Origin of the sequence: Pseudomonas sp. XK-1, assembly GCF_038069885.1 — a bacterium.
GTDB lineage: Bacteria > Pseudomonadota > Gammaproteobacteria > Pseudomonadales > Pseudomonadaceae > Aquipseudomonas.
This window is the reverse complement of sequence record NZ_JBBPES010000004.1, coordinates 340233-354645: the sequence shown is the minus strand read 5'-3', so window position 1 is coordinate 354645 and position 14413 is coordinate 340233. Positions and strand designations below refer to the sequence as shown.

Annotated in this window: 14 protein-coding genes and 2 pseudogenes; 8 read left to right on the top strand and 8 right to left on the bottom strand. The window is 62.2% G+C overall.

Annotation, left to right across the window (positions count from 1 at the left end):
* Window positions 1-172 precede the first annotated feature (172 nt).
* Window positions 173-1264: an iron-sulfur cluster carrier protein ApbC gene (gene apbC, locus WMW70_RS12740; protein WP_341437876.1), complete on the top strand. Its 1092-nt coding sequence runs from the start codon at window positions 173-175 to the stop codon at window positions 1262-1264.
* A 116-nt stretch (window positions 1265-1380) separates the two neighbouring features.
* Here apbC and WMW70_RS12735 read toward each other — a convergent pair whose 3' ends face one another.
* Window positions 1381-1590, bottom strand: a complete 210-nt coding sequence (locus tag WMW70_RS12735; protein WP_090498617.1) for a cold-shock protein — start codon at window positions 1588-1590, stop codon at window positions 1381-1383.
* 323 nt (window positions 1591-1913) lie between these two features.
* Here WMW70_RS12735 and dcd point away from each other — a divergent pair, with 323 nt between their 5' ends.
* A complete protein-coding gene (dcd, locus tag WMW70_RS12730) occupies window positions 1914-2480 on the top strand; it encodes a dCTP deaminase (protein ID WP_090384763.1) in 567 nt (188 codons plus the stop codon).
* Window positions 2481-2778: 298 nt separating this feature from the next.
* Here dcd and WMW70_RS12725 read toward each other — a convergent pair whose 3' ends face one another.
* The 4 genes from WMW70_RS12725 to WMW70_RS12710 form a co-directional block, all read right to left on the bottom strand.
* Entirely contained in the window at window positions 2779-5316 is a 2538-nt protein-coding gene (locus WMW70_RS12725) for a penicillin acylase family protein (RefSeq protein WP_341437874.1), read from the bottom strand.
* A gap of 132 nt (window positions 5317-5448) precedes the next feature.
* Complete coding sequence (locus WMW70_RS12720) at window positions 5449-5913, bottom strand: DUF2489 domain-containing protein (RefSeq protein WP_341437873.1); 465 nt, start codon at window positions 5911-5913, stop codon at window positions 5449-5451.
* A gap of 7 nt (window positions 5914-5920) precedes the next feature.
* A complete protein-coding gene (locus WMW70_RS12715; protein WP_341437872.1) occupies window positions 5921-6124 on the bottom strand; it encodes an SEC-C metal-binding domain-containing protein in 204 nt (67 codons plus the stop codon).
* A 5-nt stretch (window positions 6125-6129) separates the two neighbouring features.
* Complete coding sequence (locus WMW70_RS12710) at window positions 6130-6627, bottom strand: LEA type 2 family protein (protein WP_341437871.1); 498 nt, start codon at window positions 6625-6627, stop codon at window positions 6130-6132.
* 112 nt (window positions 6628-6739) lie between these two features.
* Here WMW70_RS12710 and WMW70_RS12705 point away from each other — a divergent pair, with 112 nt between their 5' ends.
* Window positions 6740-7288, top strand: a complete 549-nt coding sequence (locus WMW70_RS12705) for a hypothetical protein (RefSeq protein WP_341437870.1) — start codon at window positions 6740-6742, stop codon at window positions 7286-7288.
* Window positions 7289-7298: 10 nt separating this feature from the next.
* Here the strand turns inward: WMW70_RS12705 and WMW70_RS12700 are convergent, their stop codons facing one another.
* Together WMW70_RS12700 and WMW70_RS12695 are read right to left on the bottom strand one after the other, a co-directional pair.
* Window positions 7299-7769, bottom strand: coding sequence for a YchJ family protein (locus WMW70_RS12700; RefSeq protein WP_341437869.1), 471 nt, complete (start codon window positions 7767-7769; stop codon window positions 7299-7301).
* 4 nt (window positions 7770-7773) lie between these two features.
* Window positions 7774-8271, bottom strand: a complete 498-nt coding sequence (locus tag WMW70_RS12695; protein WP_341437868.1) for a DUF6231 family protein — start codon at window positions 8269-8271, stop codon at window positions 7774-7776.
* Between the two features lie 514 nt (window positions 8272-8785).
* Between WMW70_RS12695 and WMW70_RS12690 the strand changes: the two are divergent.
* The 4 genes and pseudogenes from WMW70_RS12690 to WMW70_RS12675 form a co-directional block, all read left to right on the top strand.
* Window positions 8786-9139, top strand: a pseudogene (locus WMW70_RS12690) (OmpA family protein); the annotation flags it as partial.
* 370 nt (window positions 9140-9509) lie between these two features.
* A pseudogene (locus WMW70_RS12685) lies at window positions 9510-10004 on the top strand (OmpA family protein); the annotation flags it as partial.
* Between the two features lie 293 nt (window positions 10005-10297).
* The gene (locus WMW70_RS12680; protein WP_341437867.1) at window positions 10298-10603 is read left to right on the top strand and encodes a DUF1145 domain-containing protein; all 306 of its coding nucleotides are present in this window, start codon (window positions 10298-10300) and stop codon (window positions 10601-10603) included.
* Complete coding sequence (locus tag WMW70_RS12675) at window positions 10596-11357, top strand: collagen-like protein (RefSeq protein ID WP_341437866.1); 762 nt, start codon at window positions 10596-10598, stop codon at window positions 11355-11357. The genes WMW70_RS12680 and WMW70_RS12675 overlap by 8 nt, the downstream gene beginning before the upstream one ends.
* A 42-nt stretch (window positions 11358-11399) precedes the next feature.
* Here WMW70_RS12675 and WMW70_RS12670 read toward each other — a convergent pair whose 3' ends face one another.
* Complete coding sequence (locus WMW70_RS12670) at window positions 11400-11864, bottom strand: CopD family protein (RefSeq protein WP_341437865.1); 465 nt, start codon at window positions 11862-11864, stop codon at window positions 11400-11402.
* 286 nt (window positions 11865-12150) lie between these two features.
* Here WMW70_RS12670 and dinG point away from each other — a divergent pair, with 286 nt between their 5' ends.
* On the top strand, window positions 12151-14295 hold the full coding sequence (gene dinG, locus WMW70_RS12665; RefSeq protein ID WP_341437864.1) for an ATP-dependent DNA helicase DinG: 2145 nt from the start codon (window positions 12151-12153) through the stop codon (window positions 14293-14295).
* Window positions 14296-14413 lie beyond the last annotated feature (118 nt).

The following is a 14413-nucleotide window of genomic DNA, read 5'->3' as shown; positions in this document are numbered from 1 at the left end:
CGGTAACTATAAAGCAGCTGTAAGCTGCAAGCCACAAGCCGCAGGCCTGTGGGGTGGAAAACTGCATGGCGGTTGTCGTCTTGGGCGGCGTCGGCGGCGGAAAAGGCCTGCGGCGGTTTTCCACCCTACGTTATGATGTCCGCCTGCTTTACTCAGCCTTTCGGAGCCTTCCATGAGTGTCGTCACCCGCGCAGCGGTCGAAGCCGCCTTGTCTCAATACACCGATCCGCATCTGAATCAGGACCCGGTCAGTGCCGGCTGCCTGCGCGAGGTGGATATCCAGGGCGGTCAGGTCAAGGTGCGTTTGCAACTGGGCTACGCCGCGGGGCTGTTCAAGAGTGGCTGGGCGCAGATGCTGCAGATGGCCCTGGAGAACCTCGACGGCGTCGAGCGTGCCCGGGTCCAGGTCGACTGCGTGATCGAGGCGCATAAGGCCCAGGAGCAGATACCGGCCCTGGCCAATGTGAAGAACGTGATTGCCGTGGCCTCCGGCAAGGGCGGGGTGGGCAAGTCCACCACGGCGGCCAATCTGGCCCTGGCGCTGGCTCGCGAAGGTGCCAAGGTCGGCATTCTCGATGCGGATATCTATGGGCCGAGCCAGGGCATCATGTTCGGCATCCCTGAAGGCACGCGGCCCGAGATTCGCGATCAGAAGTGGTTTGTGCCGCTCAAGGCCCATGGCGTGGAAGTGATGTCCATGGCCTTTCTTACCGACGAGAACACTCCGGTGGTCTGGCGCGGGCCTATGGTATCCGGAGCATTGATTCAGTTGATCACCCAGACCGCCTGGGATGATCTGGATTACCTGGTGGTCGATATGCCGCCGGGCACCGGCGATATCCAGCTGACCCTGGCGCAGAAGGTGCCGGTGGCCGGTGCGGTGATCGTCACCACTCCCCAGGATCTGGCCCTGCTGGATGCCAAGAAGGGCGTAGAGATGTTCCGCAAGGTGAATATCCCGGTGCTTGGCGTGGTGGAAAACATGGCGGTGCATATCTGCTCGAAGTGCGGGCATGCCGAGCACCTGTTCGGCGAAGGCGGCGGCGAGAAGCTGGCGGCGCAGTTCGGCGTCGATCTGCTGGCCTCGCTGCCGCTGTCGATGGCCATTCGCATGCAGTCAGACGGCGGCAAGCCGACCACTGTGGCCGATCCGGAAAGCCAGATTGCGATGATCTACCAGGAAGCCGCGCGCAACGTCGGTGCGCGTATCGCCCAAGGCACCGGGCAGCAGGCTATGCCGAGCATCGAAATCAGCGAGGACTGAGAGGTTGCGGCGCGCAGGCTCTGCGCGCCGTTGCTGTAAAAGCCTAATTACAAAACATACACCCACAAAAAAGCCCCGCACTAGGCGGGGCTTTTTATCAAGCAGGTTAGTGCAGGTTATACAACCTGAACTTCCTCAGCCTGCATGCCTTTCTGACCACGGGTGGCCACGAAAGTCACTTGCTGGCCTTCTTTCAGGCTCTTGAAGCCATCGCTCTGGATAGCTTTGAAGTGTACGAAGAGGTCGTCACCGGATTGCGGAGTGATGAAGCCGTAGCCTTTTTCATCGTTAAACCACTTGACGGTGCCATTCTGACGATTCGACATGTTATGTCTCCTAACAATTTAAATAACAGCCCTGGAAAAGCCCAGGCCGGGACTGAGTGCAACGAGTACTAGGAGTCGGACGATGTTTGGATCGAAATCTAGGCATCAAGTAGCGATTCGCGGTGACACATGCAGCACAGTGGAATCACCATACTCGCTTTTAACGCTAAGCGCGAATGCTCTGTGCATCTTTCTGTTATTTGGTCGGGCCAGGTGGATGGCCTGCTGGTCGTCCGCAGTGGTGCAAGAGGCTTTGAACCCGGTGGCCGGCCCCGGTAAGATGCGCTCACTTTTTCATCATCAGCCCATTCAGGACGCCCGCCATGAGCATTAAATCGGATAAGTGGATTCGCCGCATGGCCCAAGAGCACGGCATGATCGAACCCTTCGTCGAGCGCCAGGTGCGTGCCGAGGGTGCGCAGCCGCTGATCTCCTACGGTGTTTCCAGCTACGGCTACGATGTGCGCTGCGCTGACGAATTCAAGGTGTTCACCAATATCAATTCGGCCACGGTCGACCCGAAGAACTTCGACGAGAAGAGCTTCGTCGATGTGAAAAGCGACGTGTGCATCATTCCGCCTAACTCCTTTGCGCTGGCCCGTACCGTGGAATTCTTTCGCATCCCCCGCGATGTGTTGACCATCTGCCTGGGCAAGAGCACCTACGCGCGCTGCGGCATTATCGTCAATGTGACGCCGCTGGAGCCGGAGTGGGAAGGCCACGTGACCCTGGAGTTCTCCAACACCACCACCCTGCCGGCGAAGATCTATGCCAACGAGGGCGTGGCGCAGATGCTGTTCCTGCAGTCCGACGAAGCCTGTGAGGTGTCCTACAAGGATCGCGGCGGCAAGTATCAGGGTCAGTTGGGCGTGACCCTGCCCCGCGCCTGACGGGGTGTTTGCAGGACCTGAAGAGCCGGGCAGTGCCCGGCTTTTTTACGCCCGCAGGCTGGCTGCGGGCAAATTCCGGGCAAAAAAATAGGCGCTTAAAGCGCCCGGAGAATCAATCGATGCAGAGTTTCTGAGTGGACTCTGCGGCGAAAGTTCAATGATTGGCCAGCAACTGCCCGCTGAGCGGACAAAAGAAAGGGCGCTCTATAAGCGCCCTAAAACGATGATCTATGGAGTAAGTCCACTCACTCTGAGTGGTGCTGGCCGAAAGGGTTCAGTAACTCCCGACGAACGGTCGTTATTGCCCGGGTACCAGCACCAGGCGTCTGCTGCCATAGGCTTTATCGAGGTTGTGCGGCTGGAAGGGGAAGGTCATGTACTGTCCCTTGAGCCAGGCGTCGATGCCGTCGGCGTAGTGCTTGCTGGCCGGATTGCCGGATTGCCCGGAGCTGTTCAGGCCGATCAGCGGTTCCTCGCGGCCGAAGTCGACGACGATGCGCATGGCGGGTATCAGCCAGGTGTCGAAGTTCTGCCCCCAGTTGTAGGCCGACACGTTGAGCGTGCTGTGGTCGCCGCCTGCCGGGTAGGGGCCGCGATCCAGATAGCCCTTGAGGGCATTGATGCTGGCGCGCTGGCTGGCGCTCATATAGCGGGCGAGGTGGCTGGTTTCGGTGGTCCAGTTGTAGCTGTGCAGCTTGCCCCACTGCCAGGCGCTGCGCTCTGTGCCCAGCTTGCTTTCCGTAAAGCTCACTGCGTCGGCCAGGCTGCGGGCCAGGATGGCGGGTTTGTCTTCCTGCTGTGGGGTGCGGATATCGTTCCAGAAGGGGCTGTCTTCACGGCCCAGCAGGTGGTCGGCCTGGGCCGAGTAGGAGCTGTTGGCGGTTTCCACCAGGGCCTGCCAGGCCGGGCTGGTGTCCGGGCCCAGTTCGTCGAGGAAGGTCTCCCGCGCGCTCTGGTAGAGGAAGGCGCTGAACAGCGCGGCATCTGCCGAGGTGGCGGCCAGCTTGCCGTCGAATTTCATCAGTCGGCTGTGCGCCTCGCGGGCCTTGCTGCGCTCTGCTGGCGGCAGGGCGTCGATGGCTGTTTTCAGACCCTCGGCCATGCCCGGTGCGCCGAACATGCTCTGCAGTTTGCCGGCAAACAGCGAGGTCTGGTCGTACTGCATGGCGATCATGCTCTGGCTGTCATGCTTGCCTGTACCGGCGAGCTCGGCGATGCGTTCGGCGCGTTCGGGGTAGTACCAGGAATTGGACAGCTGCATACCGTAGCCGCGCGGTACCGTGCGCTGGTTGGCGGTGCCCAGCCAGCCTTCTGGCGGGTCCTGGTCGTAGGGGTGGAGCATGGGGTCGGCGAAACCGTCCCATTCATACTGGCTGTCCCAGCCTGGGGACGGCATCAGGCCCAGGCCGGCGCGGCGATTGGGGAAGCGGCCGGTAACTTGCCAGCCGATGTGCCGGGCGTCGGCGAAGACGACATTGAGCGGCATGGCCCTTACTTCGCGGGTGGCCTCGAAGGCCTGTTCGACCGACTGGGCGCGGGACAGGTCGAAGAAGGCATCGAGGGTCTTATCCGCTTCGAACTGGGTGGTTTGCAGCGCCAGGCCATAGCCGCTGCTCAGCTGCATGGGCTGCAGCATGTGCTTGCGTTCGCCCAGCGCGGAGTTCAACAGCGGGCCATGGCGGGTTTCGTAGAGGGTTTCGCGGATTGGCCGCTGGCCCTTGATAAAGAAGGTTTCCTGGCGCTGCTGGGCGGGTAGCCACTTGCCGTCGGCCAGGTACATCAGCCGGCCGTTTTCCCGTTTGATCTTTTCCAGAAACAGGTCCTGGTTGTCGCCCATGACCATGGTCATGCCCCAGCCGAGTTTGCCGTTGAAGCCGGCCACTACTGCCGGTACCCCGGCAATCGACACGCCGGCCGCCTGGTACTTGGGCGAGCGGATCTGCACGAAATTCCATGCCGAAGGCATCGACAGCGGCAGGTGGGTGTCGTTGGCCAGCAGGCTTTTGCCACTGCGACTGTTTTGCGGCGCAATCGCCCAGTTGTTGGACGCGGCGACGCCGAGCATATGGGCGTCGGCGAATTGGCTGACGGCATTGCTGACGGCTCCTAACCCTACAAGCTGACCGTTGAGGTTCAGGCCCTTGAGCTTGGCCGCTTCCTCTACAGGGAGTGGCTCATCGGGGTAGGTCGGCAGCAGCCAGGCCAGCTGGTCGCTGCCAACTTTCTGCGCCAGCACCAGGGCGGCGATTTCTTCCTGCAGGTTGACCGACAGGCCGAAGTTCAGCAGGCAGAACACCAGCACCGAGTCTTCCGCCTTCCAGTAGGGCGGGCGATACCCGGACTCGGCCAGGTCCATCGGCAGCTTGTCGCGGTAGCGGAACAGGTAGGCATTGACCCCGCGGGCATAGACCTCGAAGAAGCGCTGCAGGCGTGGGGAAGCATTGCGGTAGAGCACCTCGGCGCTTTTCTTCAGATTGACCGCACGCATGAATCGGTCGATTTCCAGCACGCCGGGGCCGGCCATTTCAGCCAGGCGGCCCTCGGCCATCAGACGCAGACCCACCATCTGGCTCAGGCGATCGCTGGCGTGCACATAGCCAAGGGCGAACAACGCGTCATGGAAGGTGTTGGTTTCGATCAGCGGCATGCCCAGCGCGTTGCGGCGGATGACCACGCTTTGCGCCAGCCCCTGGACGCGTGCGGTGCCCTGGTCCGGGTGCACGCTGGCGCTGTAGCGGCTTTGCAAAAACGACTGGCAACCGCTTAGCGTCACCACAGCGGTCAGGGCGGCAGCCAGGCTCAGGTGGGCCATGGGGCGAAACAGGCGCGATAGCATGCAGCGGGCTCCTTGCGGTACGGGCAGACATCGATGGGGCACGCGCCTTCGCTGCTGTGCAAACAGGGTGCAGGTGCGGGGTTGTTAAATTAGTCAGCGGCCATGCGCCTGGCAAGGCGCATGGTGGCTACTTCAGGCGCTTTTACGCGGTGCCTGCAGGCCTTCGTCGAGCAGCCAGCGCGCCGCAGCACGAGCCGCCGCCTTGTGCTGCAGCTCTAGCTCGTTGAAATGCTTCTCGTGCTGGCGGCGCAGGTGCTTGTCCAGGGCCTTCCATTCGGCGTGGGTTGGCACCTGTGCGGTGGCCTCGAACAGCAGATGGAAAACCTGGCAGCGGGCATCCTGAGTGAGCGAGGTGTCGTAATTGTCGAGCAACACCTTGATCCGGATCGCGCCTTCGATCAGCGGCAGCTGACCTTCCAGCAGGCTGCCGGCGAGGATCTGCAGATCTCCGCCGATCCGTTCGCGTTGCGCATTGGCTGCTGCGGCCTGGGCTTTCTCCCGGGCCCAGACGCGCCGCCATAGCAGCAGGGCATAGGCTGCCAATGCTGTCAGCAGCAGACCACCGAGACCCAGCAGGAACAGATTGAGGTTACTCATTGCGAGCTTATGCGCCGTGGCATTTTTTGAATTTCTTCTGGCTGCCGCAAGGGCAGGGGTCATTGCGGCCGACATCCTTGAGGCTGTTGCGCACCGGTTCTTGATGGCCGTGGTTGCAGTGGGGGCCGTGCACATGGCCGTGATCATGATCGTGGGCGTGATCATGGTCGTGATTGCAGTCAGAGCCATGGACATGGTCGTGTTGATTCATGGGAACTACTCCGAGATATATTCGCCGGGAATTATCTCGCCATTGCGCGACATGTGCACGCTCCGTCCGAACATCAGGCCGGTTTTCACCTTGCCCTGCAGGCGGTAGGGGATCGGCTGGTCGGGTTTTTCCAGGGCTTTGACGATCTGGCGCAAGTGCCGCCAGAGGTTGGTGCGTACCGGTACATCGAAGCTGTGGTGACCATGGGCCGGTACGGTGAACCAGCTGCTGGACTCCCCTTCGGCCAGTTTCACCCCGTTGAGGTGGACCACGTAGTCGAGCCCGCGCACGGGCAGGCTGACGCTATTGGGATTGTCGATGCGAAAGCGCAGAGTGAAATGCTGCTCCAGCAGTTTGGCTTTGACCACGTCGACCTTGATCAAGCGAACATCCGGGTCCTTGAAGTCGCCTGACATCCAGGAGGAACATCCGCTAAGGCCGGAAAAGAGGCCGAAAACAATCAATAGGCTGAGAATTCTTATCGTTTGCGCCTGATAAAACATTGCGTACTCCGAATGACGCATCAGTGTAACAAGCAAGTGCTCGGCTGCAACCTGTTGTGAGGGTAAAAAAACCTGCGCCATACTGAGCAGTAATTAGGACAGGAGTATGACCATGGCTTGTTACGAGATCGCTTTCAGTGGGCAATTGGTGCCGGGCGCTCAACTGGAATTGGTGAAGGCCAATCTGGCCAAGCTGTTTCAGGCCGATGAGCAGCGTTTGGCCCTGCTGTTCTCGGGGCGGCGGATCGTGATCAAGAGCAACCTCGATGCGGCGGGGGCGGAGAAATACCGCAGCACCCTGGAGCGCGCCGGAGCCCTGGTCGAGGTGGTCGACCTGGATCAGGCAATCGAGGAAATCGAGCTGGCCCCGCCACCTGCCGACCCCGTGGCAGGGGTGGGTGCGTCTGGGGAGCCTGTGGTCGGGCGTCTGCAGGTGGCCCCGCGGGACGAATATATGGCGGCCTTTGCCGAGGTGGATGCACCGGATTTCGGCATCGCGCCCCTGGGAGCCGATGTGCAGGACGACAAACCGTCGCCTGTGGCTCCCGCCCTCGATCTGTCGCAGTTCAGCCTGGCTCCGGTCGGCAGTGATATGGGCGAGGCGAAGAAGGCCCCGGCCGGCCCGCCGCCGGATATCTCGCATTTAAAACTGCAGCCTTAAGTTCTGCCTGTTAGAAAAAAGCCGAACAGCATTTCTTGAATTTCTGCCCGCTGGCGCAGGGGCAGGGGTCATTGCGCCCGACCCTTAGCTCGACGGTGGGGTCGATGAAGTACCAGGCGTCAGCGCTGCGGACGAATGCCGAGCATTCGCGATGGCTGTGCTCGCCGCCGGCATCGCGCCAGCGCGCGGTAAAGGTGACCCGGGCATGTTCCGGCTGTCCGGGGATTACTTCGGCACTTTCCACGGTCAGGCCCAGCCAGCTGCTTTCCCTGCTCCAGGCGCTGATGGCCGGCAGATCCAGCCCGGCCTGCTGGGCGGGAAGTGTGGTGGCCTGCAGATAGTCGATCAGTCCCAGTGCATAGGCGCTGTAGCGAGAGCGCATCAGGGCTTCTGCAGTGGGGGCTGGCTGCCCGTGATGATAGGGCGCGCAGCATTGCTGCAGGGGGTTGTCGCTGCCGCACGGGCATGTCGCTGTGGGCATCAGCTCACCACCAGTATTTGCCGAAGTTTTCCGGGTTGGCCCAGAACTTTGCGTTAAGCCAGTCGGGCACCTGTTTGTAATCGAGCAGGTCGTAGGTAAACAGCTCGAGCACCTGATCGCCACGCTGGAAGCGTTCGCTGGCTTGCAGGGCGAGGGCGAAGAAGTCGGTTTCCCGCCAGCCGCAGGCCTGCAGGTCGACCAGCACCGCCAGGCGGCTGGCATTCAGGTTGCGAATGCCGGCGAGCAGTTCCAGAGCCGTACGTTTGGGCAGGTGCTCGAGGCAATCGACAAACAGGGCCAGGTCGAAGCGCTGCGCTGCCAGTTCCGTCGACAGGGGGCCGGCATCGGCATGTTCAATATGACAATCGGGGTGGGCAGCTTTGAATGCCTCCAGTGCGGGCAACTGGCTGGCACCCACCAGCAACAGGCGTTGGGGGGTATAACGTGCCAATAATGCCGCCAGCGCTTGCTGGGGTGTGCGGCAGTGCATGCTTGCAGGCATAAAGTATCCTCAGTACAGGTTGAGAAAGACTAACGTGCCGAGGCACTATGGCCTAGCGGCCTGTCGAACTTAACGCAGCCACTAGTGTCGTGAGGGTCTGGCTTGCCCCGGGAAGGGCGAATTTGACAAATCGCAGGCGAATGTACCGCAGATGTTTATTCTCTGGCGTATTCGCAAACTGGCGTCTTTACTGCTTATGTATCGGTTTCAGGCCGACTTACCAATAGGAGAGGTATATATGAGCATTATGAGGAAGGCAGTACCCCTGATCATCGCGAGCAGCTTTTTGACGGGTTGTGCCGGGTTGCAGAAAACAGACTGGCCGACCTGTGCAGCTGTAGGTGGTGTGGGTGGTGCGGCGTTGGGCGCAATTGAAAGTTCGACCTGGGCCGCTGGCGGTGCCGTGGTCGGTGCGGGTATGGCTGCAGCCTACTGCTGGGTACATGGTGCCGGTGAAGAGCAGGTGGTGATGGTCGAAGAAGTGGTCGAAGAACCGGTGCCAATGGCCGAACCTGCCGAGGCTGTGCGTGTCGAGTTGGACGTCAAGTTCGATTTCGACAAGGCTCAGGTCAAGCCGGAAAGCTACGGCGACATCAAGAACCTTGCCGACTTCATGGGCCAGTACCCGCAAACCACTACCGTGGTTGAAGGGCATACCGACTCCGTTGGTAGCGATGCGTACAACCAGGGCCTGTCCGAGCGGCGTGCCAATGCGGTGCGTGATGTACTGGTCAACCAGTACGGCGTAGGCGCTGATCGGGTCAACGCTGTGGGTTATGGCGAGTCGCGTCCGGTTGCAGACAATGCTACCGACAGTGGCCGTGCCGTTAACCGTCGTGTAGAAGCCGAGGTGGAAGCGCGCCCATAAGCCGCTTGCACAACTGCTGTCAGTAAAAAACAAGCCAGACCCTTCAAGGTCTGGCTTGTGTGCTTTGAAGGCTGGGTCTTTACTCCAAAGGTACCGGTAATGGCCGGTATAACAGGAGATTTCAACCATGAGAGCCAGATTCATAACCGGGGTAGCCCCCATTCTCTTGGTCAGCAGTGTTCTTTCGGGGTGTGTCACAACTTCCAGTACGGGAGATGCGCCACTCAACCAAGGGAACTGGCCCCTGTGTAGCGTGATTGGTGGCCTGGCCGGTGGAGGTCTGGGCGCGATTGAAAGTTCCGCCTGGGCGGCGGGTGGTGCGGTGGCCGGCGCGGTTGTCGGTACGCTGATCTGCTATGCCCAGGATGGCGACGAGGACGACGATGGCGTGTTCGACCGGCGCGACCGCTGCCCGGGTACCCCCGCCAATACTCCGGTGCACCACAATGGCTGCCCGCTCAAGGAGTATGCCAGCAGCCCGCCGGCGATGGAGCCAGAACCGGTGGTCATGGATGAAGCGGTGCGCGTGGAACTGGACGTGAAATTCGATTTCGACAAATCCGTGGTCAAGGAAGGCAGTCAGGCCGATATCAAGAGCCTGGCCGACTTTATGACGCAGTACCCGCAAACCACCACGACCGTCGAAGGCCACACCGACTCGGTAGGCAGTGATGCCTATAACCAGGGACTGTCCGAGCGGCGCGCCAATGCCGTGCGTGATGTACTGGTCAACCAGTACGGCATCGAGGCAGGTCGGGTTTCCTCGGTGGGTTATGGTGAGGCGCGGCCCGTCGCGGATAACGACACCGATGCCGGGCGCGCGATCAACCGTCGGGTGGAGGCCGAGGTCGAGGCCAGACCCTGATGCCAAATTAGTACCCAGGGCATGGGGCGTGGTGGAAAAATGTTGCCAGCGTTTTTCCGCCCCAGTTGCCCGGGGCGCTTGGTCTTCTGACCAACGGGCGCATCCATCTTGCACTTGCCCGTCCGGGGCTCGTGGACTGCATCACCCCGCACGCAGTTTTTAATCATTGCCCACGCAGCGTTGCCATTCAAAAGGCCACCCGAAGCGGTCGCGCCGACAGTTTGTCCTGGCCTGCTGGTCGCCTGTGGCCAAAGCGGTTAAGGTGCTGCCAAACAAAAACTGCCGGGGCATGTATGAAGAAACTCTTGGTTATGGGCAAGGTGCTGGCCGCCATCTTCTGGGGCGTGGTGCTGGCCAATCTGTTGCAACCCTTCGCACAACCTTTTGCCCTGCTGTTGCAGCTGGCCGGGGCGCTGTTGCTGCTGATCCACGGTCTTGAACTCTGGGCCTTCAATAAGCGCCTCGCCACCTGCCAGAGCCCCGGTCAGGAACGGGTGCAAATTCTGTTGTTCGGTATTTTTCATTTGCACGGCCTGTCTGCAGCTCAGCCTGTGGCGCGGGAGCAGGACAACCTGCCGCTGGAGGCAGGCAATGCGTAACCTGATGCTGCTGGCCGCATTGTTCAGCCCCCTTGCCCTGGCCCAGGCCGTGATCGAAGTGGCACCCCATGGGGTGATGCGCTTGCCGACTACCGCCAGCACGCTGCACATCGAGCGCCTGCGGATTGCCGAACATGGCACCCTGCTGATCCCGGCCAATCTGACCGAGATGCGCATCGCCGAACTGCACCTTGGTCGCGACGCGCGGATTGCCATTGCCCCGGCTGAGCAGGCCTTTCGCCTTGAGGTGGCGTCCGGCGAGATTGCCAGTGGTGCGCAGATCAGTGCCCGGGGCGCGCGCGGTACGCCGCAACAACCCGCTCTGCCGGGACGTACATTGAGTATCCGGCTGCAGGCCGTGGTGGCCGAGAGCCTGCTGCTGGATGCCCGTGGCGGTAACGGTGCGCCGGGCTATGCCGGGCTGGATGGCGCCGATGGCCAGGCGGGTGGCTGTACCTGGGGACAGGCCAGCCGTGGTCATGATGGTCAGAACGGAGGCGACGGTCAGGAGGGTGCGGCAGGTGCCCAGGTGCGCCTTGAGCTGCCGGTCGATTTCCCGGCGCAGGTGCTGCAGGTGCGCCTCGATGGCGGTGCCGGTGGTCTAGCCGGTCAGGCAGGGCAGGGTGGTCGCGGTGGCTTGAGCAAGGGCTGCTTGCTCTATAGCACCCAAGGTGCTGGCGATGGTCGGCCTGGCCAGGTCGGCAACGCCGGTGCGGCCGGCCCGTCAGGCAATGTCGATCTACTGCGCTTCTAGGATTGCTATCGGCAGGGGCGCGGCGCGCACCCTGCCGACCCGTTAGAAGGCTGGACGTACGGCGGCAATGGCGACCACCAGCAGGCCCAGTATCAGGTTGATTCCGACCAGACGGCGAATGCCCGCGAGCACGGTGGCACCGCTGGGCCAGTCTGCTGCGCCGACGGCGTTGCGCAATGCCGGAAGCTGCAATATCTGCACCCGCAGGAAGAGCGCCAGCATGACGATATACAGGCCCATCATCACCTGCACATAGCGCGGGGCATTGTCGAACCCGGCAAAGCCCAGGTGCAGCATGCCCACGCCGCTGACCGGCAGCACGATGACCGCCGCCCAGACCCAGTAGAAAAAACGCGGGAAGACTTCGAGCCACAGTTTCAGGCGCTCGGGGCCCTGCAGGGCACTGACGGCCGCCGGGCGCAAGATCATCCAGGCGAAGAACATGCCGCCCACCCAGATCATTGCGGCCAGCAGGTGTAGTGCGTAGGTAAAGGCGTAAGGGGTCATGGTTTGTTCCTATCCGGTAAGCGGTTCTGCGCCGAAGCATTTTGCGCGCTATGATAGCGGCCCATTGCAAACACTGAAAATTTATCCAGCCTTTTCCTGTCCGGCCGGCGCGCGGAATTTTCCGTTCGCCGCCAGATCGCACACGGTTGCGGGACGCTACTGCCGCTGCCAGACGAACAGGCCCCGGGTCAACAAAACAGCGCAACCCAGGCGGCACCTCTCCCGGGTGCGCGGCTGCGATTTTGCGCGGTAGAACAGCGTCACGTCCGACAGGCTTGCCACTTCTATGCTCAGCACCGAACTCAAGGCCCAGATCCAGGGGGCCTATTCCCGCTTTCTCGAGGCCAAATCGCTCAAGCCGCGCTATGGCCAGCGCCTGATGATTGCCGAAATCGCCAAGGTACTTGGGACGATCAAGACCGGCGACGAAGGTCGGCGTCTGGGCGAGCCGGCTGTGGTGGCGGTGGAGGCGGGTACCGGTACCGGCAAGACCGTGGCCTACAGCCTGGCGGCGATTCCCACGGCCAAGGCCGCCGGCAAGCGTCTGGTGATTGCTACGGCCACCGTGGCCCTGCAGGAGCAGATCGTGCACAAGGACCTGCCGGACCTGATGCGCAACAGCGGGCTGAATTTCAGCTTCGCCCTGGCCAAGGGCCGTGGTCGTTATCTGTGCCTGTCCAAGCTGGATATCCTGCTGCAGGAAGGCCAGGCGCAGAGCGCCACCGCCCAGCTGTTCGAGGAGGAAGGGTTCAAGATCGATGTGGACGAGCAGAGTCAGAAACTGTTTACCGCGATGATCGAAAAGCTCGCCGGCAATAAATGGGATGGCGACCGTGACAGCTGGCCGGAAGAGCTGGAAGACAGCCGCTGGTCGCAACTGACCACCGATCACAGCCAGTGCACCAGCCGCCATTGCCCGAACTTCCAGCAGTGCGCCTTCTACAAGGCCCGCGAGGGCATGGGCAAGGTCGACGTGATCGTCACCAACCACGATATGGTCCTGGCTGATCTGGCCCTGGGCGGCGGCGCGGTATTGCCGGACCCGCGCGACACCCTCTACGTGTTCGACGAAGGCCATCACCTGCCGGACAAGGCCATCGGCCACTTCGCCCACTTCACCCGCCTGCGTTCGACCGCCGACTGGCTGGAGCAGACCGCCAAGAACCTGACCAAGCTGCTGGCCCAGCATCCGCTGCCCGGCGACCTGGGACGGCTGATCGAGCAGGTGCCGGAGCTGGCGCGGGAGATCAAGACCCAGCAGCAGTTTATGTTCGCCGCCTGCGAGCAGGTGGCCGAATTCAAGCCCGGCGAAGACATGCAGGGCCGCGAACGGCCGCGCCATCGCTTTGTCGGCGGCCTGGTGCCGGCGCATCTGATCGAGCTGGGTGTGGAGCTGAAGAAGGGTTTCTCCAAACTCACCGACCTGTTCACCGGGGTGACCGAGCAGCTCAAGGAGGCCATGGATGGCGAAGCCACTGTCGGCATCGCCAGCCACCAGGCCGAGGAGTGGTACCCGCTGTTCGGCAGCCTGCTGGCGCGCGCCCAGGGCAGCTGGGAGCTGTGGCTGGCCTTTACCGCCGAAGACCCGGAAGACAGCCCGCCGATGGCGCGCTGGCTGACCCTGGCCGACAGCGGCGCGCTGTTCGATATCGAGGTCAATGCCAGCCCGATCCTCGCCGCCGAAACCTTGCGCCGCAACCTGTGGAATGTTGCCTATGGTGCGCTGGTGACCTCGGCGACCCTGACCGCGCTGGGTACCTTCGAGCGCTACCGGATGCGCGCCGGCCTGCCCAAGGTGGCGGTGACTGCCGTGGTGCCAAGCCCGTTTCACCATGCCGATGCCGGTGTGCTGCGGGTGCCCAACCTGAATGCCGATCCGCGCGATGCGGTGGCGCACACTGCGGCGATCATCCGCGATCTACCGACCCTGGTGGCCGGCTCGCGCGGCACTCTGGTGCTGTTCTCCTCGCGCAAGCAGATGCAGGACGTATTCGAGGGGCTGGAGCGCGACTGGCGCAAGCGGGTGTTTATCCAGGGCAACCTGTCCAAACAGGAAACCCTCAACAAGCACAAGGCGCGGGTCGACAGCGGCGAGGAGAGCGTGCTGTTCGGCCTGGCCAGCTTCGCCGAAGGGGTCGATCTGCCTGGTGCCTATTGCGAGCACGTGGTGATCGCCAAGATCCCCTTCGCCGTGCCGGACGACCCGGTGGAAGCGGCGCTGGCCGAGTGGATCGAGGCGCGCGGCGGCAACCCCTTTATGGAAATCGCCGTACCGGATGCCTCCTTGCGCCTGGTTCAGGCCTGCGGGCGCCTGCTGCGCACCGAGGAAGACCGCGGCACCATTACCCTGCTCGATCGGCGTGTGGTCACCCAGCGCTACGGCAAGGCCATCCTCAATGCACTGCCGCCGTTTCGCCGCGAGATCAGCTAGCGTTCTGTCGCGTCATGGTCTGTGCGGTGCCGGCCGTCGGTGATGGGGAACCGCCCCTGGCTTTTTGTTTTCCAACCGCTGCCCCACCGGCCCGCGTAGCGGACAAGCAATCGCGGCG